The organism is Rhizobium sp. BK376, assembly GCF_004341625.1.
Lineage (GTDB): Bacteria > Pseudomonadota > Alphaproteobacteria > Rhizobiales > Rhizobiaceae > Rhizobium.
Genome location: NZ_SLZG01000033.1, coordinates 25,789 through 44,687, shown reverse-complemented (window position 1 = coordinate 44,687; position 18,899 = coordinate 25,789). Strand labels below are relative to the sequence as shown.

At 57.2% G+C, this 18,899-nt stretch carries 21 protein-coding genes; 9 read left to right on the top strand and 12 right to left on the bottom strand.

Annotated features, from left to right (window positions below; genetic code table 11):
* Window positions 1–615: 615 nt before the first annotated feature.
* Window positions 616–1,113 carry a GNAT family N-acetyltransferase gene (locus EV561_RS33155; protein WP_245513156.1) on the bottom strand — a complete coding sequence of 166 codons (498 nt, stop codon included), beginning with the start codon at window positions 1,111–1,113 and terminating at the stop codon, window positions 616–618.
* Between the two features lie 114 nt (window positions 1,114–1,227).
* On the opposite strand from EV561_RS33155, the gene EV561_RS33150 reads away from it, so the two are divergent.
* Window positions 1,228–1,734, top strand: a complete 507-nt coding sequence (locus EV561_RS33150; RefSeq protein ID WP_132528141.1) for a GrpB family protein — start codon at window positions 1,228–1,230, stop codon at window positions 1,732–1,734.
* Between the two features lie 80 nt (window positions 1,735–1,814).
* Here the strand turns inward: EV561_RS33150 and EV561_RS33145 are convergent, their stop codons facing one another.
* The 4 genes from EV561_RS33145 to EV561_RS33130 form a co-directional block, all read right to left on the bottom strand.
* A complete protein-coding gene (locus EV561_RS33145; RefSeq protein WP_132528140.1) occupies window positions 1,815–3,149 on the bottom strand; it encodes a prolyl oligopeptidase family serine peptidase in 1,335 nt (444 codons plus the stop codon).
* A 116-nt stretch (window positions 3,150–3,265) separates the two neighbouring features.
* Window positions 3,266–3,709 carry an ASCH domain-containing protein gene (locus tag EV561_RS33140; protein WP_132528139.1) on the bottom strand — a complete coding sequence of 148 codons (444 nt, stop codon included), beginning with the start codon at window positions 3,707–3,709 and terminating at the stop codon, window positions 3,266–3,268.
* 70 nt (window positions 3,710–3,779) lie between these two features.
* A complete protein-coding gene (locus tag EV561_RS33135; RefSeq protein WP_132528138.1) occupies window positions 3,780–4,502 on the bottom strand; it encodes a DJ-1/PfpI family protein in 723 nt (240 codons plus the stop codon).
* A 511-nt stretch (window positions 4,503–5,013) separates the two neighbouring features.
* The gene (locus tag EV561_RS33130) at window positions 5,014–6,051 is read right to left on the bottom strand and encodes a helix-turn-helix domain-containing protein (RefSeq protein ID WP_132528137.1); all 1,038 of its coding nucleotides are present in this window, start codon (window positions 6,049–6,051) and stop codon (window positions 5,014–5,016) included.
* A gap of 329 nt (window positions 6,052–6,380) precedes the next feature.
* Between EV561_RS33130 and EV561_RS33125 the strand changes: the two genes are divergently transcribed.
* Entirely contained in the window at window positions 6,381–6,593 is a 213-nt protein-coding gene (locus EV561_RS33125; protein ID WP_132528136.1) for a hypothetical protein, read from the top strand.
* 582 nt (window positions 6,594–7,175) lie between these two features.
* On the top strand, window positions 7,176–7,388 hold the full coding sequence (locus EV561_RS33120) for a YceI family protein (RefSeq protein WP_132528135.1): 213 nt from the start codon (window positions 7,176–7,178) through the stop codon (window positions 7,386–7,388).
* A gap of 284 nt (window positions 7,389–7,672) precedes the next feature.
* On the opposite strand, the gene EV561_RS33115 is transcribed toward EV561_RS33120, so the two are convergent.
* Window positions 7,673–8,500: an oxidoreductase gene (locus EV561_RS33115; RefSeq protein WP_132528134.1), complete on the bottom strand. Its 828-nt coding sequence runs from the start codon at window positions 8,498–8,500 to the stop codon at window positions 7,673–7,675.
* Between the two features lie 95 nt (window positions 8,501–8,595).
* On the opposite strand from EV561_RS33115, the gene EV561_RS33110 reads away from it, so the two are divergent.
* Complete coding sequence (locus EV561_RS33110) at window positions 8,596–9,516, top strand: AraC family transcriptional regulator (protein ID WP_132528133.1); 921 nt, start codon at window positions 8,596–8,598, stop codon at window positions 9,514–9,516.
* Between the two features lie 383 nt (window positions 9,517–9,899).
* Here EV561_RS33110 and rpsU read toward each other — a convergent pair whose 3' ends face one another.
* Complete coding sequence (rpsU, locus tag EV561_RS33105) at window positions 9,900–10,139, bottom strand: 30S ribosomal protein S21 (protein ID WP_132528132.1); 240 nt, start codon at window positions 10,137–10,139, stop codon at window positions 9,900–9,902.
* 395 nt (window positions 10,140–10,534) lie between these two features.
* Window positions 10,535–10,792 (bottom strand): hypothetical protein, encoded by a 258-nt coding sequence (locus EV561_RS33100; RefSeq protein ID WP_132528131.1) that lies wholly within the window; start codon window positions 10,790–10,792, stop codon window positions 10,535–10,537.
* 328 nt (window positions 10,793–11,120) lie between these two features.
* Between EV561_RS33100 and EV561_RS33090 the strand changes: the two genes are divergently transcribed.
* Complete coding sequence (locus EV561_RS33090) at window positions 11,121–11,312, top strand: helix-turn-helix transcriptional regulator (protein ID WP_132528129.1); 192 nt, start codon at window positions 11,121–11,123, stop codon at window positions 11,310–11,312.
* A gap of 68 nt (window positions 11,313–11,380) precedes the next feature.
* Here the strand turns inward: EV561_RS33090 and EV561_RS33085 are convergent, their stop codons facing one another.
* The 3 genes from EV561_RS33085 to EV561_RS33075 form a co-directional block, all read right to left on the bottom strand.
* On the bottom strand, window positions 11,381–11,593 hold the full coding sequence (locus EV561_RS33085) for an acetyltransferase (RefSeq protein ID WP_132528128.1): 213 nt from the start codon (window positions 11,591–11,593) through the stop codon (window positions 11,381–11,383).
* A gap of 200 nt (window positions 11,594–11,793) precedes the next feature.
* The gene (locus tag EV561_RS33080; RefSeq protein ID WP_132528127.1) at window positions 11,794–11,982 is read right to left on the bottom strand and encodes a hypothetical protein; all 189 of its coding nucleotides are present in this window, start codon (window positions 11,980–11,982) and stop codon (window positions 11,794–11,796) included.
* Between the two features lie 202 nt (window positions 11,983–12,184).
* Complete coding sequence (locus tag EV561_RS33075; RefSeq protein ID WP_132528126.1) at window positions 12,185–13,411, bottom strand: MFS transporter; 1,227 nt, start codon at window positions 13,409–13,411, stop codon at window positions 12,185–12,187.
* Between the two features lie 329 nt (window positions 13,412–13,740).
* On the opposite strand from EV561_RS33075, the gene EV561_RS33070 reads away from it, so the two are divergent.
* The 4 genes from EV561_RS33070 to EV561_RS33055 all read left to right on the top strand — a co-directional run bounded on the left by EV561_RS33070 (window position 13,741) and on the right by EV561_RS33055 (window position 17,609).
* Window positions 13,741–13,986: a hypothetical protein gene (locus tag EV561_RS33070; RefSeq protein WP_132528125.1), complete on the top strand. Its 246-nt coding sequence runs from the start codon at window positions 13,741–13,743 to the stop codon at window positions 13,984–13,986.
* Window positions 13,987–14,119: 133 nt separating this feature from the next.
* Window positions 14,120–14,977, top strand: a complete 858-nt coding sequence (locus tag EV561_RS33065) for an alanine--tRNA ligase-related protein (RefSeq protein ID WP_132528124.1) — start codon at window positions 14,120–14,122, stop codon at window positions 14,975–14,977.
* A 574-nt stretch (window positions 14,978–15,551) separates the two neighbouring features.
* Window positions 15,552–16,163 (top strand): DUF2026 family protein, encoded by a 612-nt coding sequence (locus EV561_RS33060; RefSeq protein ID WP_132528123.1) that lies wholly within the window; start codon window positions 15,552–15,554, stop codon window positions 16,161–16,163.
* A gap of 243 nt (window positions 16,164–16,406) precedes the next feature.
* Window positions 16,407–17,609, top strand: coding sequence for a DUF3422 domain-containing protein (locus tag EV561_RS33055; RefSeq protein WP_132528122.1), 1,203 nt, complete (start codon window positions 16,407–16,409; stop codon window positions 17,607–17,609).
* A 72-nt stretch (window positions 17,610–17,681) separates the two neighbouring features.
* Here the strand turns inward: EV561_RS33055 and EV561_RS33050 are convergent, their stop codons facing one another.
* Complete coding sequence (locus EV561_RS33050) at window positions 17,682–18,779, bottom strand: mechanosensitive ion channel domain-containing protein (protein WP_132528121.1); 1,098 nt, start codon at window positions 18,777–18,779, stop codon at window positions 17,682–17,684.
* Window positions 18,780–18,899: the final 120 nt, after the last annotated feature.

Genomic DNA, 18,899 nt, shown 5'->3' with positions numbered 1-18,899 from the left:
GTCCAGGCCATCGTGAACTCCTTCGAATCTTGAACAAATCCGACGGAATCACATCCTACTGAAATCACTCAACTCTTTTTCGGTCAGGCTCTTAGCGGTAACCGATGTTCCGCTGCCACAGGAACTCCAGGCGCCATCTTTCGCACATATTGCCTTCAGTGGCCATTCGCAACCGACAACTCTGATCAAACCTACGTTAGCTCACCGTCGACGCAAAGATCGACGCCCGTTATGAAGCTGGAGTCCTCGGACGCCAGGAAGAGCGCCGCCGTCGCGATCTCCCCAGGGCGCCCGAAACGCCCAACGGCACCATGGTGGCCGTGGCATCCTTCCATTCCTGCGGTGCTTGGCACGTAACGGCACGGGCGGGGCCCCGATGGTGCCGGCTGCGTGAACGGTGTATCAATCGCTCCCGGACTGATCACATTGACCCGAATGTTGCGGTCCTTAAGCTCCATCGTCCAACTGCGCGCAAATTGCACGCACGGCAGCTTTGCTGGCACTGTGCAGAAAGACTGCTCAAGTCGTCGCCGCAGGGCAACGGCACCACAAGAGCTTGAGAAGAACGGCCACGGCGGTCAGACAGCAAGTCGAAAACGTCGCTGGATGATCTCCTCACCCCTGGATCTCGAAAAAATCCGAACATCCTCCAGGCGGGTGAAGCTGAGGCGCGTAAGGATCGCCGCCGAAGCGACGTTGTCGTCCGCACACCCAGCTCGCAAAGAGGTCAGGCCGACATCCGACAGCGAACCGGACTAGCCGCTCTGCAGCCCCCTGGCCAAACCCGCGTCCCCATACTTCTTCATCGAGCCAATAGCCGATTTCGCCCTGTCGTTCGGATACGTCGAAGACGTCACAGATGCCGATCAAATGGCCATCAAGAATAATAGCCAGCCGATAGGCGGATCCCGTGCGCCACTCCTCGGCGTGACCCGCGAACCAGTTGGTCATTTTCGCGATGTCAGGCGGGATTGTTGCCGACGCGAGATTGCGGGCGACCTCGTGATTGGATCTGATCTCAATCGCGCGTTCGACATCGGCTGGGGCCGTTGCACGCAGCACGAGGTGTTCGGTGTACAGGCGAATAGAACTATCAAAGCTCACTGTCTGCATCACCTTTCGCCTCCATTCCTGACCGCTTTCGGCACTAAAAGCGGTCAGGGCTCCAAAGCAGCTAAGCTAACGCAATGTCGCAAAATTTTCACGCATGCTGGTTATCTGATGTAAGTGAAATCTCCGATAGTTCTCGCTCCGCATGACGCGAACTGGGCCGCTCTGTTTCAAGCGGAACGAGTCGCTATGGAGAGAGTGAATCAGCTATGGTTCAAGGCAATCCACCATATCGGCAGTACGTCCATTGCGGGTATCGCCGCTAAGCCAATCATCGACATTCTCGTCGCGCTTGAGGATGATGAATGCGGCCGTGCCTGCGCCGAGGCAATGCAGGAATTGGGCTATGAGTATCGCGCCGATGGAGGCATTCCTGGACGCCACTATTACCGAAAGGGCAATCCACGTACCCATCATGTTCACATGTGGGTAGAGAGCCACCCGGACATCGAAAGGCATCTGCGTTTTAGGAACTACCTCAGATCGCATCCGGACGAGGCGCGCGCTTACGAAGTGTTAAAACGCGAACTGGCGAAGCGCTTTGTATCGGACACCCTTTCGTATTCCCACGCAAAGACCGAATTCTGTGAACGAATTGACATACTCGCGCAGAGCAAAACATAAAGACTATTCCGGCAATATCGCGTCAACAGCGGAGGGTGCTGAAGCGCGCCCTAAAGGAACTGATCCATTACGAGAGTGTGTCACGCTAGGGTCTCGTCTAGCCAGTTAAACACACGCAGGTCTCTCAGCCCGTATCCTGCTGGCTCGCAGTGTAGATCCGCCCCATCGGATGCCGAGAATGGGACCAGTGTCTTGGGGCAAGTCAGGAGATCGTAGAGCCGACGCGACTGCCCGGGCCAGAACGCCTCGTTAGCTGGCTCGGTGATCAGCATCGGGCATTCAATCTTTCCGATCACCTCAGTGAGATCATATTCCATCGTCGCTTTGAAAACGTCGAAGTACGATGTCGACCCATAGGGCCGCATGCGGAAGGCCAGGGAATTCTTGGTCGCCGGGTCCAGCATCCTGTTCATGTAGCCATCGAACTCATCCTTGCGCCCAGCCTTCAGGAGTTCCATCATCGGCGGCGGCAAAGTGGCAGTCCATGAAGCGGAAACGTCGATGACGCCCGGATCAGCGATGGCGGCTGCGATCCTTTTTTCAAAAGCGACCGCGCGCGGCACCCAGTATCCACCCTGGCTGATGCCCTGAACAGCGATCCTCTTCGGATCGACGCCGTCACGGCTGAGCGCAAAGTCGACGACTGGGGTGAGGACATGTTCCCAATCCGGCCGGAAGCTCAAGCCCTGCTTCCACAGCGCGTAGCCTTGCCCAGGCCCATCGAAAGTCAGGCAGTCGTAGCCCCGGACTGTCGCTCCGGCCGCTCCAAGCATCCACATGTCGAGAGCGGAGCCATCGCTTCCATTGACAAGGATCAGCAGCGGGCGCTTCTCGCGGCTGCTCTTTCCACGAAAATAGAACCCGCGCAGAGCGATGCCTTCATATGGAATACTAACCTGTTCGATCGGCGGATCGAAAAGAGAGATCGACGTTAGCCAGCAATCGTCCATCAAGTGCCATGCAGTCGTGATACGTGTCGGATCGCCTGTGCCGTCCGCGAAATAGGTGGCGCTGTCATAGTAGTTCTGCGCCCAAAGATACGCTTGCCGGGCGCTTTCGACATGTCCCCCTTTTTCCGAATCCTCGGCCAAGGCGCGGGCTTCATCTCCCGCCGCGATCATAGCCTGGTACGCGCTCTCGAAGTTGCCGTCCTCGATTTGCTTGATGAGATAGAGCACCTTGCCGACGTTTCCGCCCTGGTGATAGGCGCGCCCGAGGCTGGTCAGAAGCACGAACTCGAAGGCGGAGTTCTTGAAGAAATAGCTCGTTTGATGAGGCGCTAAGGGGGTTGTTGGCAGGTTGGTTGATTGCCGAGCAACCCCCTGGGCTTCGGCAGTGGTCGTTCTTACACTCATTCCCGCCCCCATCCCGGCAGCGATCATTCCGAGACCAAACTGCTTTCTGGTAAGTCTCATCGATGCCCCCGAATACCTGCCACACGGATGTTAAAGAGCTTTGCTAGTTTAACAACTCAGCAAACCACAGGTTAGGTCCACTAGAGCAGTCTGATTGGTGCGAAGCGCCTCGGCACTCAGCCGACATCAGCGGAATAGGGCGGCGTTTCGATTATCGAGATCAACCGAAATGTTTCGCACCACAGCAACATGCCAGGGCGATAGACTCCTGCCCGCTCGAAATACTCGCGGTGCGAGGTCCGCCAATTGCCGAGGCTTAAATCTCCCTCTCCTTCCCGTGCTGCAAAGTCTTGGTTGACCTGATCAAACGCCATTTGCTCAATCGAGATTGTCTCCAACACGGCTCTGGGACGATCGCTGCCATCACAGACAACAGATCGGCAACCGACTTCCGTCTGCTTTCCTTCCTCGACAGACCAGCACGTCGCGGTCTTCATACCGCGTAAAACGAGATCGAGTAACCGATCAGCAAGAACTGGTTCGTCGCCAAAAGCAAAGCGATCCAGCGTTTCCCATTCGTTTTCCCATGAGCATCCCGAACGCTGCTTCTCGCCGATCATATGCAACCTCAGTCAAATCCGCGGCCTTGCCCACTCAATCTCTTTCCACCACGTGGATCGCCGTTGGTGCCTAGCTTTTGCGCTCATTGGTCAAAGCCTCAAGTGCCCTCTTGATCCCGGCGCGGGCATTTTCGTTTCTCTGAACCATCAGCGAAATGGCCGCATCCGATGCTTTGTCAGGATGGCCGGCCTCGAAGGGAGGTGATGGATCGTATTCGATCCCGAGCTGAATGGCCTGAGCGACGTCCTGCCCGGCAAGTTCGGCCACAATGCTGAATGCGAAATCAATACCAGCCGTGACGCCGCCGGAGGTGAAAACGTTGCCGTCCCGTACGACACGTGCTTTTTCGCGGACCGCACCAGTCAGAGGGAGAAGGTCGGCATAGGCCCAATGCGTCGTCGCCCGACGTCCCTTCAACAACCCGGCAGCACCTAGAAGGAACGAACCGACGCACACCGCGGTGATATAGCTAGCTTGGCTGCCTTGCCGACGAATGAAATCGACTGTCTCCAAATCCGCCAAGGCGTCCACCACACCCGCTCCGCCGGGAACACAGATTAGATCAAGCGGTGGACAATTCTGGAACGTGCAAGTGGGCAGGAAGCCAAGACCACGATCACTGGATACAGGCTGCATAGTCTTCGCGACAACGTGGGTCCTTGCATGCGAAGACTTGCTCGTCGCTGAAAGCGACGGAGGCGTGCCAAGCCTGCTCAGAACTTCAAAGGGACCAGTGAAATCAAGCTGTGTGATGCCTGGAAAAATCAGAAAGCCGATGTTGAATTCGGACATGTGCCCCTCCCCGCTTGGCGCGGAGACAGCCTCGCACACCTGCACCGTTCGCGCCAGCAACGATGCGCCAGCACCGCACAGTGCGGCCGGAGCAACATATTTCATTTTGAGACATCTCGAAAAGCGCCAACAACACTCATCGACCAGCCTTGGAGGCGCCGGATCATTACCGCGACCGAACAGACTGGAGATTGATGATGCACTTCCGACTTGATCCCTTCTCGAAGTGCCTGATGCCGAGCGGATCTAGAATGTGCTCCGGACGTTGAACGCCTGTGGGCTCGATTACGCGGCAGCAGGCGGGATCAACTTTGCGGTTGCCTCTCCGAAATCCATCCTCTCGGTACTCGGTTACTGCTGGCAGGCCCCGAACGCACAGCGGCTCATGGTAACCCTTTAGGTCCTAGCCGAAAGGAGACGGGATTGTCAGGCAACGTTGCCATTTCCAAAGCATTACCCGCACGATATGTCGATGCTCTCGGGTTGGCGCAGACGCCTCGTCCAACTTCGACTAATCGTGGTCATCCAATCCCTGGAACCAACGTTCGAGATCGGAACCACCTGCTTCCAGCTCGGCGTGCCGTGAGTTGCCATTCGCACCCACCTGTTTGCGCAAGGCGGATGGAGGATAGCCAAACTCGCTTACGAACGAGCGTCGGAAGTTTCGTTCATCTGTCAGACCCCGCCCCTTCGCAATGTCGGCTAGCGATCGTGATGCGTGTTTGCCTGAAAGGATGTCGCTGCGAACTGCGCGCAGTCGTGTTCGTTTGATGACGCTTGCGATATTCGTGGTGTCGCCCATGACCCGATAAAGCTTCGAACGCGACATGGCGAACTCGCGACAAATGAGGTCAGGGCCAAGGTCCGGATCGGCCAGCCGTTGCGCCATATAGCGTCGTATCGATCGAACGAGATCTTCCGTTGTTTCGACTCTCGGGAGCGCCGGGGTCGCCCCGCCGAGGCACGTAGCCAGAAACACAAGGCTCGCACGTGCCGCACACGTGGTCTCCCGCGGTGAAACTGATTCCGACAGCCTATCGAGCGACCGCAGGAGCCCACCTATCAGAATCGCCTGAGTTGATTCGGGCTGGAGCACGCGAGCGTCGAACCTCGGCGACCAAGCCATGTATTTGTCGAGTATGGCCCGAGGAATAATCAATGCCAACCACTCGGCTTCTTCTTGCAGAATCACATCCATCGGCGAAGCCAGTCGCGAGATCACGACCGCTCCTGCACCCGCCATGACCCTGCGACCGGCAACCTCTCCGGCAATTCGACCGCTCTCGGTCAAATTGATCATGACGTGATCTCGGCTGACGTTGCGTGCCATCTGCCTGTCGCGCACGTAACGAAACTCGCCGGATCGCACTCGCATAGTGCGTAAATCACCAAGAGCGAGGGAGGTGAAGTAGCCGGTGAACGTTTCCGGGTCGGGAATATGTACCTTGCCTGCAGCGCTCATCAGGTCTTGCCATAAGGCGAGCCGCTCAGCGGGGCTCGTGTTGTTCCGATCGAGTTGGAGAAACATATGGCGAGGCGTCGAAGACATGAGTCCATTGTCCACTTAACAGGGCAAATCATCCTATTCGCGCAGAAAAAATAGATCAACTTGCCCGGTCATTCTCTTTGGGATTGACGACGTACACTTCGAGTGGAAACCGTCACCCTAGCTCGTCGCGAAGTGTCGAAAGCATCCATGAAGTCCACCCTCCTAGCCCCCTCTTCAAAACGGCAACAACGAGAAGTACCGCTTATCTTGTTGCATTTTTCTCACCCGCTTTCATCCTCACCGGCCGAAATCGCAACGTCTCGGGGACACCGCGATACTGCAGCGCGTATCTGACCGAAACAACGATGGTCGAGGAGCCTGATATCAAAATGTCGAGCCTTTCCGGCTATGAGACACACGAGGGGTTGTCGGTGCGCGTGGAGATTTTTCAAATCGCCGGCACCGACCATTGGTGGCTGGAGGTCATCGATACGAACGGGCGTCTGACGCGGTGGGACGCACCGTTTGCGTCGGAAAAGGACGCCTATCTCGAATTTTGCGCGACTGTTGTCATCGAGGGGATGAGGGAGTTTACACAATGACGGTCTATGGAGCGCCCGACGTTCACCTCCGCCGCGCAGTCGGGGCACTCGACGACAGCTCGACAACGCCTTCTGCCAACGATGTCTTGCGATATCGGATCGAAACCCGGCGAACCTGGTTCGGTCGATGGTTTTACATCATTCATCTCACGGAGCACCGAAGCCTCCCTAGTCGAAAATTCAAGACGCAAGAACAAGCGCTCAGCGAGGCTCGCGAGATGCTCTCTTACATGCGATAGCGGGCAACGCTGCGACGACGATACTGATGGCCGTGGCCTCAGTCCGTCCGACGCTTGAGTGTCAAACGAACTCTCTGAAAGGTCTACCCCTATGGGCAAAGCCGATAAAGCCCCATCAAATGGAGGCCCGTTTTGGTGCGCCAACGCGCTGTGGATATCTTCGCATTCGTCACGTTTGTCGGCATGCTGACAATTGGCTATGCCACCCCATGTTCGCGCCCGCCGGTAACGTGTGTCTTTGCCGTGTAGAGAACGACGGAACCTGATCCCCAAGATTTCCTTGAACGCGCCGGCGCAGCGGTACCTCGCTGCCCCTGAGGCATAAACGACCACGGGCGGTCGCATGGCCCTGACCATTCGCGGCGTCAGCAAGCCGGTGACCCTCAACGTCACGCTCAACAAGGCCGGCGTCCATCCGATGACCAAGTACGATGCGGTAGGCTTTGATGCCACGGCGACATTCAAGCGCTCGGATTTCGGTATCGAGACCTATCTTCCCTATATCGGCGATGAACTCAGCGTCGATATCTCTACGGAAGCTCACGCAACAAAGTAATCGTGGCAGGCAGGCGCTTCCAATTAAGCCTCTGCCGGTTCACTTTAAAGAGCGAGCGGGTGTGCAAGCGACCTCTATGTGCACGCCCACTGAAGCTGGACGACGAGAACGGCGAAAGGGCCTTTGGAACACCTCAGGCTGGAAGCGCCCAGCCGATCAGCAATTCTGAGCCAGCATGTCACGGCTGAAGGGCTCCAACGCCCCGTCCCGAACACGATTGGCCCGATCGGGTTTGGGGATCATGGCGCGGCTGCCAATCGCACTGGTCGAAGCACTTTACGCAGTCAGCCGTCAGTCGAGATGGTCACAGATTTCCACGCCTCGATCTCCTGCTTGAGGCGGTCTATACGGTCCGAGACGTGCTGCAGCGCATCGCTTCCGAGTAAAAGCTGCGGTGGAGGATTGTCAGAATCTATCAGATTCAAAACAACTGACGCTAGCTTCTCAGGGTCACCGAGCTGCTTGCCGCTCTTTTCCTGGCGGGTGCGCCGGATTGGATCGAACAGCGTATCGTAATCCGCAATGGACCTCTCCGTGCGGATCATCGAGCGGCCGGCCCAATCCGTTCGGAAGGAGCCGGGGCAGAGCGCGGAGACATGCACGCCAAATGGTGCCATCTCCGATCGCATGACTTCCGAAATGCCCTGCAGCGCAAACTTGCTGCCGCAATAGTAGGCAATGCCGGGCATGGTGATCATCCCACCCATTGATGTGACATTCACGATGAAGCCGCGACGCCGCTCCCGGAAGCGCGGCAGGAAGGCCTTGGCGACCGCAACGGCTCCGAAGACATTCACGTCGAACTGGCGCCGCATCTCTTCGAGCGATGACTCTTCAAGGATCCCTTCGTGGCCATAGCCGGCATTGTTGATCAGAACATGGACAGGTCCGTGGTCGTTCTCTACCTGGTCGACAACGTCGGGTATCCGGTCGAATTCGGTAACATCGCAGAGGACGGAATGGACCGCCGGAAGCCGTTCCGCAAGGCTTGTCCGCGATGCCTCGGAGCGGACGGTGCCCACGACCGTGTGGCCCTGGTTGCTTGCTGCGGAAGCGATGGCAAGACCGAAGCCCGAATTGGCGCCGGTAATGAAGAAGGTCTTGTGAGACATGTTTGACTTCTCTTCTTGATTGGTTGGGCCTTGACTAATAATCTTGGAATACGGATGCATCGATTGCAAAAACTATCAAAGGCTTGCCAATTTCTATGAATATGGAAAGCAATTATACGAAGCGCCAGGAGCTGGTGGAGCTGGCCGGGCGCCTTGCGCCACATCAGGGATACAATCCGACAGGGCTTCATGGCGTCCGCATCCTCAGGACCAGCGCGGTGCTTCATGATGTTCCTGTGCTCTATAGGCCGGGAGCGGTCTTCGTACTGCAGGGCCGCAAGCAGGGCATGCTGGAAGGCGAAGTCTATCTCTACGACGAGGAGCATTATCTGGCGGTGTCGGTGCCTGTTCCATTCCGCATGGAATCCGTTGCCAGTGCGGAGCGCCCCCTGCTTGCGGTCTATGTCGAGTTCGATATGACGTTGGCTGCCGAGATCGCCTCAAAAGTCCAGGTGCGCAATCCGGGACCGTCGGCCGCCAAGGCTAAAAGTCTGATGTCCAGTAGAATGGCGCCCGCGATCGAGGACGTCGTGCTACGCCTGCTAAAAGCGCTCGCCGATCCGGTCGAGGCTGCCTTGTTGGGCGCGGGCATTTTGCACGAATTGCATTATCGGGTTCTCGTCGGCCCGCAGGGCGCCGCGATGATTTCCGCATTGCAGCAGAGGGGCACGTCGGGGAAAATCGTGCAAAGCCTCGCCCGGCTGCGCGAGACCTATTGCTTAGAGATCTCGGTTGCTGCGCTGGCCAATGAAGCGGGCATGAGCGTTCCGTCCTTTCACGCGCATTTCAAGGCGCTGACAGGCAGCAGCCCGATGCAATACGTCAAGGCCATGCGACTTCACGAAGCACGATTGATGATGGCGCGCCAGGACAGGACCATAGCAGAGGTTGCTCTGTCCGTTGGTTATGTCAGCCCTGCCCAGTTCAGCCGTGATTTCAAACGCCTCTTCCGCCGGACTGCATCGCAGGAGGCGAATTGGGTCCGTCAGCACCTCGGAGAGCTTGCCGCGGGGTAACGACACAACCATTTGGCCATCCGAGATCGAGGACGCCAGATGCGGATTGCCTGCGGAACCTGTCGACTTATTGAACCAGCTTTGAAATATGCGGTTCGGGCGGCTCAGCGGCGACGTGACCCCTGGAGGTCAAGCCGGCAATGACCGCGAGAACTGCGACCGCCAGGTAGATTGCGGTCCCTTTGGGTTTTCGGTCCGCTATGCAATGCCTCGTCGACTCCAGCGAGCGCGAACGTTCAGACATCTTGATCCTTTCGCCTTGGAAGGCGCCTGTGTAACCGATCAATGACAGCTAATAAACGTCCAGATTCTCTTGGCTCCATTGCAAATGGCGAATACCAGTGGATTTCATCGATCATCGCCGCGCCAGCTCCATCCCTGGCCTACCGCCTGGATTTGCTTGGTCTCTTCGGCTTCGCAATCAATCCCTCGCGCTCCATTTGCTTCCGCATCGCCTTCCGGGCGCGACGCACGGACTCTGCCTTCTGGCGCGCCCGCTTCTCGGATGGCTTTTCGTAATGTTCGCGCTCACGCATTTCGCGGATGAGACCCTCGCGCTGCATTTTCTTCTTCAGAACACGAATGGCCTGCTCGACATTGTTGTCGCGTACATCTACTCGCAAGTTTGTCCCCAAAGTTCGTGGTGAAAACACGTCGGCGATACTGTCAATTTTGCCGTCTTATGCAAGCGGATACTGGCTGACGCCAGCCTAAACTCGAAGTCGTCGCGCGATTGACCGCGCCTTGACATTCCGCGAGTAGCGGACATCGCTCATTCCGGATTGCATCAGCCCATGTCACGCTTGCTGTCACGCGACGCCACATCGCTTTCGTGCTTAAGTCGCCGCCGCAACGACAACCGTCTTGCTTGGACATTTTTCTTGTCGGGGACGTTTCGATGAAGAAGGGCCTGATCGGTATTGCTATCTTAATCGCCGCCGGCTGGGGTGCTGTCGGATTTGTAGCCTTCGCCCACGTCCTGTGACGATGCGGCCGGTCAACTTTCAGCTGCCGCTCGTCATTTGGCTAGAAGGTCCAACGCTTGGTACACCAGCTTCGACGATCGATCCGAATAGTCCGCGGCGATCGTCTCGTGCTCGCGGTCGATCCTGTCGCCAAGCGACTCCAGGCTTTTCCATCGCCGATCTTTTGCAGCCCGCGATGCAAGCGCGGTAAAGTGCAGGCTTCTGCTGATTTCCAACAGCACCTGGTCGCGCTGGTTCACAGACAGCGTTGAAAACGGCTTGGGGCCGGTCGGTTCGATGAACTGAGCCATAACGCTACTCCGATGGGTGGGCAGCTCCTCTGCAGCACATGCATGCCTCACGATATTGAAGTTGCTCGTGCACTCTCCCACATATCAGGCAATCCTAAAAGATGGTCGTCATGGTAAGCAGGCTCAGAAAGACTCTGACCGTGCAGGAGCGCGCGGCAGCATTCGAACACACCAACAAGGTCGCGGTTGACGCCGTTCAAGAAGAACGCCGTCTCCGCGAGGAGAAGAATGAACGGCTCCGCAAGCTACGGCTTGCCGCAGTTCGAAATACCCCCCTGAAATAAGACCCGGTTTTCGCCAGGTCCGATATCCCCATTCGGAGATTCAAATGGATCAATTCTCTACGAAATTGACCACGGCTGCTTCGCGTCGTCGGCAAGCACGCCTGGCCAGAGGCTATACCCTTGAAGAACTTGCAATCACGACCGGATTGACGGTCGCCGAGATCGCAGCGGCGGAAGAGCCGGGCAATGAGGCGCCCGAGCAGCATGTCGTCCGGATCGAACACGTGCTTTATTAGAAAACAGCCTCTTCGGAGGTCGCCGCCCAGGGAAACGACGGGCGATGTCGACCAGCTTTCGGATGCAATCAATTTCTGCTGTTCAGAAGTTCTCTCAGTCGGTGCTGATCCGTGACGCCGATCTGAAACCAGGTCAGAAGCTCGCGAGCGGCTTCCTTTGCTTCTCCGCCTGATGGATCGACCATCCGTTCACGGCAATAGTCCCTGATGAGAGACTGGACCATGGAGAACTCTTCCGGTCCAAGCGGCTGCCCGCCGCGGCTGTCGAATGCCTGAAACATCGCACTCTCCTCGCATGAGCGTTCATGCATGGAAAAAACCATATGCCTATCGTGCGACGTCGCAATTGCATTTGACATACGCTGGATCACAAAGGTGAGAGACAGACATGGAGGGCGACCGCCGTCCATACTTCGCGCGCGGCAGGCAGGGGCCGATCCCTTTTAAGAAAGATCATCGGCCGCAGCTGAATCGAACGCCGCTAGCGAAACTTCGGCTGCTTCGACGTGTGGTTCGCATGTATCTCATGGAGAGGCGCGTGGCTGCCGAGCAACTTGCGAAGCTTGCGCTCCTCATCCGGCGAGATGCCCAACCTCCGGCAATGATCGGAGACGCTATGGTCCTTGGGGCCGGGTGTGTGGACGTGGCGATTGTCCTTCGAATGCGACATGACTTCATCCTCCTGACGAGCAAACTCCCGCCGAGAATAGTTATTTCAGTACTAACTAAAATTCAACAGCGCTTCATGAGTGAGATCACACCGGATATAGGGGATCACCCTCCCGCTCCATGCAGAGGAGCACCGACATCTCTCTCCTTCGGTGCCCCTGCCCTGAAGCGTGATCCGAGAGGGCGCCATCCGGTTGCAGTGGTTATCGGGTCGCTTCGAGCCTAGGCAACAGAATGGCGAGCAGTCCCGCGATCGGAAAAACGGAGCAAATTTTATAGACGCTCTCGATCCCGATGCTGTCGGACAGGCCTCCCAGAAAAGCGGCAGCCACGCCACCGATAGCGAAATTGAGGCCGTAGAACATGCCGCCGATCAGGCCGATCCTCTTGGGGACCAGGTCCATGGCATAGATCATGATCGATGCGAACGCGCTTGCCATGATCAGATTGATCACCACAGTGAGAACGCCCGTCCAGAACAGGTCTGCATAGGGCAGCAGCAGCGTGAAGGGCAGCGGCCCGAGCACCGAAATCCAGATTATTCGGTAACGACCGATCCTATCGCCGACAATGCCACCCAGAAGAACTCCGGCGGCCGACGAAATGAAGAACACGAACAGCATGATTTGCGACGTCGGGACCGACACCCCGAAGCGGTCGATGAGATAGAACGTATAGAAAGAGCGGAAGCTTTCCAGGTAGGACAGCTTTGACGTCATCAAAAGCGTCAGTACTGCGAGGCCAATGATAACCGTCTTTCGCGGGTACTCGGATCGAGCATGCCGACCATTCTTGCTGCGGGCCTCGAACTGCGACTGGATCGACCAATATTGCCGCGCACTCCAGGTTAGCAGCATCATCGCCAGCAGAACCATCGCCGTGAAGAAGACCAGGCTGTGCCGCCCGTTTGAGACGATGAAGATCGCAGCACACAGCGGACCGAGAGCGCCGCCGACCTGTCCGCCCACCTGGAAAATCCCCTGTGCCAAGCCCTGCCTTCCACCGGAGGCGTATCGCGCCGCGCGCGTCGCCTCGGGATGGAAAATGGATGACCCGACGCCAACCAAAGTGACCGAAGCGAGGATCGACACGTAGGACGACGCATAGGCGAGGCTCACAAGACCAGCGAGCGTGAACGCCATTCCAAAAACGGCGGAATAAGGCATCGGACGTCGATCAGTGTAAAGACCGATCGCGGGCTGAAACAAAGCTCCGGCAATCTGAAAGACAAGGGTAATGACACCGATCTGGACGAAGTCGAGTGCGAATTCGGTTTTCAGGATCGGATAGACCGCCGGGATCAACGATTGGATCGTGTCATTGCAGAGATGCGATAGGCCCAGTGCAGCCAAGACCGAAAGATAGACCCTGGGACGTGAAGAGATTTGAGCGTCCGCAGGTCCGGTCGCGCTGGGAGTCGTCGCTGTCATTGCTTGATCCGAAGGTTGGGATAGTGCCGAGGCTTACACTGGCCCCAGCGCGATTTGGCCGAACATCAGCTTTTGCATATTTACGTTTGCTCTACAATCGATCAACGTCAGGTCGATGTTTCAGGCATTCTTGTCGTCGCGAGCGTCATGGTGGGCGCATTCAGCTTCGCCGGCTGCCCCTGCTGAAACTACCTCATTGACCTGATTGCGGCCTGGCGGAGGTCTCTGTCTTCACTTTCAGCATATCAATGTGGCGATGGATATCTTTGATTAACCTAAAGCCCCCTACCCTTCAGCCTGTTGTAAGCGATTCCTGAAGGGAGACTTCGATGTCCGACGAGGCACGCGAGGCTGAGGGCTCGGCCGTTCATACCGACCATTTTTGCGAATATCCCGGATGCAGCAAATGGGGCGCACATGGCTACGACGTGCACCCTGCCGGAACCCAGTGGTTTTGCTATGAGCATCGTTGGATGGACTACAAATTGGGCAAAGGCCCGCGCACGTTCTTTGAAGAAGAGGCCGCAGGCATTGACGCGATCATGATCGAACCCCGCGCGATCGGCAGCAGGTGATTTAGCTGACCGCAGGGCCTCCAGATCGATCGCGAGGCTAGAAACGCCGACGCGACTGCGCCCGATTGCGGTTTAGAGTCCAGCCACTATATTTCCCTAAGGCACACAGACAGCAAAGGAGGTTGCCTATGTCATCGCGGGACGCCTGATCCAGGAATACCAAGATTTCTGCCTTTCCAAAGGCATTGATTTCACACGCATACAATCCGTACGGCCGCACGATAACACCACGCTCTTCTGCAGCGCCGGGATGCAGCAGTACAAATCCCTCTTCTCCGATCCCTCCCATAGTGGAACCGTCGCCAACAGCCAGGCCTGCCTGCGCATGGGTGACCTCGACGATATCGGCGACGGAACGCACTTCCTCCACTTCACCATGCTCGGGCTTTTCTCGTTCAGGGAAATGACTGTTGGTAACGCCATCGACTTCTGGCTTGAGTTTCTAGGAAGCCTTGGCCTCGTGCCTGACCATGTCACGATCCATCCGGACCGTTTGGAAGAATGGAGCGGGCTCTATTGTAGTCGCGTCCCCATCGTCCCAGATGACAAATGCACCTGGAGCGACGGCAGCATCAGCGGATATTGCACCGAGTTCTACAAGGACGGCATCGAGATCGGGAACATCGTCAATCCGCTTGGGACCTGCATCGACGTCGGCTTCGGTGCTGAACGCCTCGACATGATCCTGAATGGCACGCCGCCCGCCGACGCCCTTGCCACGCTGCGCGAAACCGTCATGACGACAGTGGAAAGCGGCTACCACCCGGGAAACAAGGAGCAAGGATACGTGTTGCGAAAGCTCCTTCGCCGCATCCACGTGATGGGCGGAACGCTGGACCATCCCTATTTTGACCAGGAAGTCGAGCGGCAGGAACGATTGCGATCCAAGTATCTGCGCCTTCGGAGCAAATATCTCCGCATGAGCCCGCAATGGTGGTTCGATACCCACGGGATCGATGTTGCCGACATGCAGGCAGTTGCCGGGACATAGCCTCATCGACGGTCGGGGCGGCAAAAGAGGTCATCTGAACGGCCTCTTTCGCCGTTTCGAGCGGGATCCGGCGATTAGAAATTCTCTTGCGGACTGATGTCTCGAGACTCCCAGTGCCATTCCACGTTGCCGGGTACAAAGCCTATTCTGCTATTTCGCCGTCCCAGGCGGCGCCTGGATCCCGAATTCGGGGTGAAAGGATCCATATCCTCTTCAAATGCGTCGAAGCTTTCCCGCCAACGCGGGTCGACCGGATGACCGGAAGTGAGCATCTGTCGATATTGTTGTTCAAGGAATTTGCGTTTTCTTGCGCTGATCATACACACACATAATAATTTGGCCGGCCGCCGGTAGAGCAGCAGCCGGATTCTAGAATTCACCCGTGTTTTGAGACGGACGGCAGAGGGCGGTCCAATATCCAAGGTGCTGCGAGTTTGCAATTCCCGCTGACAGGCAATGGTCTCGCCGCCATCCGGCATCCCACCGAGATTCAACGCGCCGCGATCGCCTGACGTTTACATCCATGGCGCTGTGGCTTAGGCAGGGCCGAAATCGAGCCCCCAAGGATACCAACATGCTGATCAAGCAGAGCGACTATCATCGGATATATCGTGTCATCAACAGCCTGCTGATCAACGAGAACGCCAATCCCGCGACTGCATCGATGTATTTCTCGACATTCGGCGCATTCATTCTCGGACATCACTTCAAGATCGAGGCGAAGCCGAGAGGCGGGCTCGCGGCATATAATCTGGGCGGAAAGCGCATACTCTTTGCCGATCATCGCGAAGATGGTTACGTCACCGGGGCGGGCGAGAATTTCCATTGCTGGGTCGAGGCCGACGGATGGGCGATCGATTTCATGGCACCAGCCTTCCCCAAAAGCGCGCCGGACCTGAGGCTTCCTTCAAAAATGTTCCAGCGGCCGCTGTCATCAATGGCCTCGTCGATCAACGATCTTGGTCGGTCCGGGGATTTCTTTTACAACGCCGAGCCGGACGCCATGGCCGAGCGCTTTGCAGCCTGGCGCAAGAACCCGATGATCGGTGACCTCGCCACCGTAGCGACGAACTGGTTTCGGACTTCACCGAAGCAGATGAAGACGGCGATCTCCGTTCGCGATCAATACGGAAACGAGAAGAGCGTGCCTCTGGTTGGCAACCTGTTGGCAGGCGTCTGGTCATAACGGCGCGATCGGCAACGGCCGAAAATCAGGGGCCAGAATTGGGGGATTGTGTTTTCGACAGAAATCCTTTGATTAAACGATTAGCTAGCCGCGTTAGCACTGCAATTCGTTGCAGCCACCCCTCCCCGGCTTTCACGGCTAGCTGGCCCCCGCCCGCGCCAATTCGTTGAGCAGTATTCGCTTTCCTTGCCACTTTGCTTTCCGTAGTTTGGCAGGAATCGCATCGTGGGGGATGTTGTCTAAATGCCGTTGGATTTTAACGCGGAGCTTCACGCGCGCCCTTCGATTTACTTCGATGGTCCGGCCTTCGTCGAGCATATTGCGGTCATGCCGGAGAAAGCCGCAGCCAATTTCCATCATGGTTTTCACGACTCCCGCTCGAACGATGGCGATCTCTCAATTCGCGTTGAACGACACACCGAATTCCTAACCGTCACCTGCCTGCGAAAGCTGGATGGTGAAGCCGGGGCATGGCCGACATCGCGACTGTCGGAGGACGATGTTGCCGCCTTGACCGGGATCGCTGCACCGAGCTTCGTCTGCCGGGTGGGGATCCTTGTCATGGGTGATGCCCCCACGAGGTTGGGTCCGGTCCTTGCCTCGTTCGACTTTGGCGACTCCGCCGCGTCCACGATAGGGGGCGGTTCGGCCGTGGTTTGCTCGGATTTCCGCGTGCGCTCCGACCGCTCAAGTCGAATTCTGTTATTCAACAGGGACCTGAACGCACATCGATTGGGAAGAATGGTCCGGCGCATTTTCGAGATCGAAACCTATCGATCGATGGCTTTGCTCGGCCTGCCGGAAGCCCACCGGCTTGCTCCACTTATCCGCACCTATGACGAAACACTCGTAGAGCTGACCAACCGAAACCTCGTCATACCGCCGGATGGACACAAGCAACTCCTGGCGGACATTACGCTTCTCGCCTCCCAGATCATCTCGGCTGCGGCCGAGACCCGCAATCGGTTTGGCGCAACGGCGGCCTATGCCAAGATCGTCGATGAACGGATCGCCTTGCTGCGCGAGACACATGTTCCCGGGTTTCAGCGCTTCGGAACTTTCGTCGACAGGAGATTCAAGCCCGCTGTTCGAACCTGCGAGGCGACGGCGCTCCGCCTTGATCAACTATCTCAAGCGACGAGCCATCTGATCAATTTGCTCCAGACCCGCATACAGGTCGAGATCGAGCACCAGAACGCGATCCAGATTCAAGCGATGGCCGAACGGGCGGCAACGCAAGTGAAGATACAGCGTGCCGTCGAAGGTTTTTCGATCATCGCGATCAGCTATTACCTGCTGAACCTGCTGAAAGTCGTGTTCGAGACCGCCGATCATGCGGGATATCATATCAGCCCGCTGGTGATGCTGGTGTCGATTCCTATCGTCATCGGTGCCGTGTGCATGGCAATATTGCGGGTGAAACACGCGCTGAAGGCCGAAGCATAGGCCGGGGCAGGCTCGACATGCTGTTGCGCTGGCTTGCCGAAGACCATCCGAATGTCATGCGCAATGCGCACATCATTCAGCGGCGCGGGCTACCTCGGCGCCGCGACGATCTACCTCGGCACGCAGGCGAGGCAGAGCATGGGGATATTCACGCTGGATGAAGTCGATCAGTTTTTCGCGGATCTCGCAGCGCAGGTCGAAGGTTTTGCCGGAATTGAAGGAAGACGCCAGGATACGGATTTCCATGACGCTATCCTTGAAATCGGTCACCGCGACGTTGACGACGCGCCGGTCCCATCGAGGAGAGGCATTGACGATTTCCTCGACCTTCCTGCGGACCGCTTCCACGGGAATGCTGTAGTCCAGGTAGATCATGACCGTTCCGATGAGAGCGGAGCTTTCCCTGGTCCAGTTCTGAAACGGATTCTCGATGAAATAGCTGAGCGGCAGAACCAGACGCCTCCAGTCCCAGAGCTTCACGACGACGTAGGTCGACGTGATCTCCTCGACGTTCCCCCATTCGCCTTCGACTAGCAGCGCATCATCGATGCGGATCGGCTGGGTGATTGCTAGCTGTATACCCGCAAACAGGTTTTTCAGGACCGGCTGCAGCGCCAGGCCGACGACGATGCCAGCAGCGCCGGCGGAAGCGAGCAGACTGACCCCATATTGGCGGACTTCGTCGAACGTCATCAGCATCGCCGCCAGCGCGATCGTAATGATCAGGAGATCGACGATCCGTTCCATGATGCGCGACTGCGTTACATGCTTGCGCGCCAGAAGATTGTCTTCGGCGTCCAGCTTGAACCGCCTCAGATAGACCGTCATCCAGATATGCTTTGCGGTCTTTGTCATCCAGGCAAGTGCCGCGATGAAGCAAATCACCAACACATGACGCACTATGGAAGCCTGGAGATCGGTCAGCGGTGAAACCGAAACGGCAAAGGCAAGCGCGGCGAGAACGATGGCGAAGCGGGCCGGTCGCTTGGTGCGCGCCACGAGCGAGCGCCAGAACAGGTCCCACTCGGCCACGACCCGTGCCAGCACATTGTAAAAGATCCGATGCGCGACAAACCCTATGGCAATCGCGCAGACGATGAGCACCAAGCTGATCGCCCATTCCGGCAACCACGTGATGCGTTCTTCCAGCTCAACGAAGAAGTCCTTCATAGGAACATGAGCTAGGGTGCAGTGCACCGATGGAAAGTGCAGCGCCAGCGCGCGGTTTCATTTTGACGTCGCGCTAGGCCCGGCCAACGGTTTGGGAGAAGGTCATGCGGCCAGGGATTA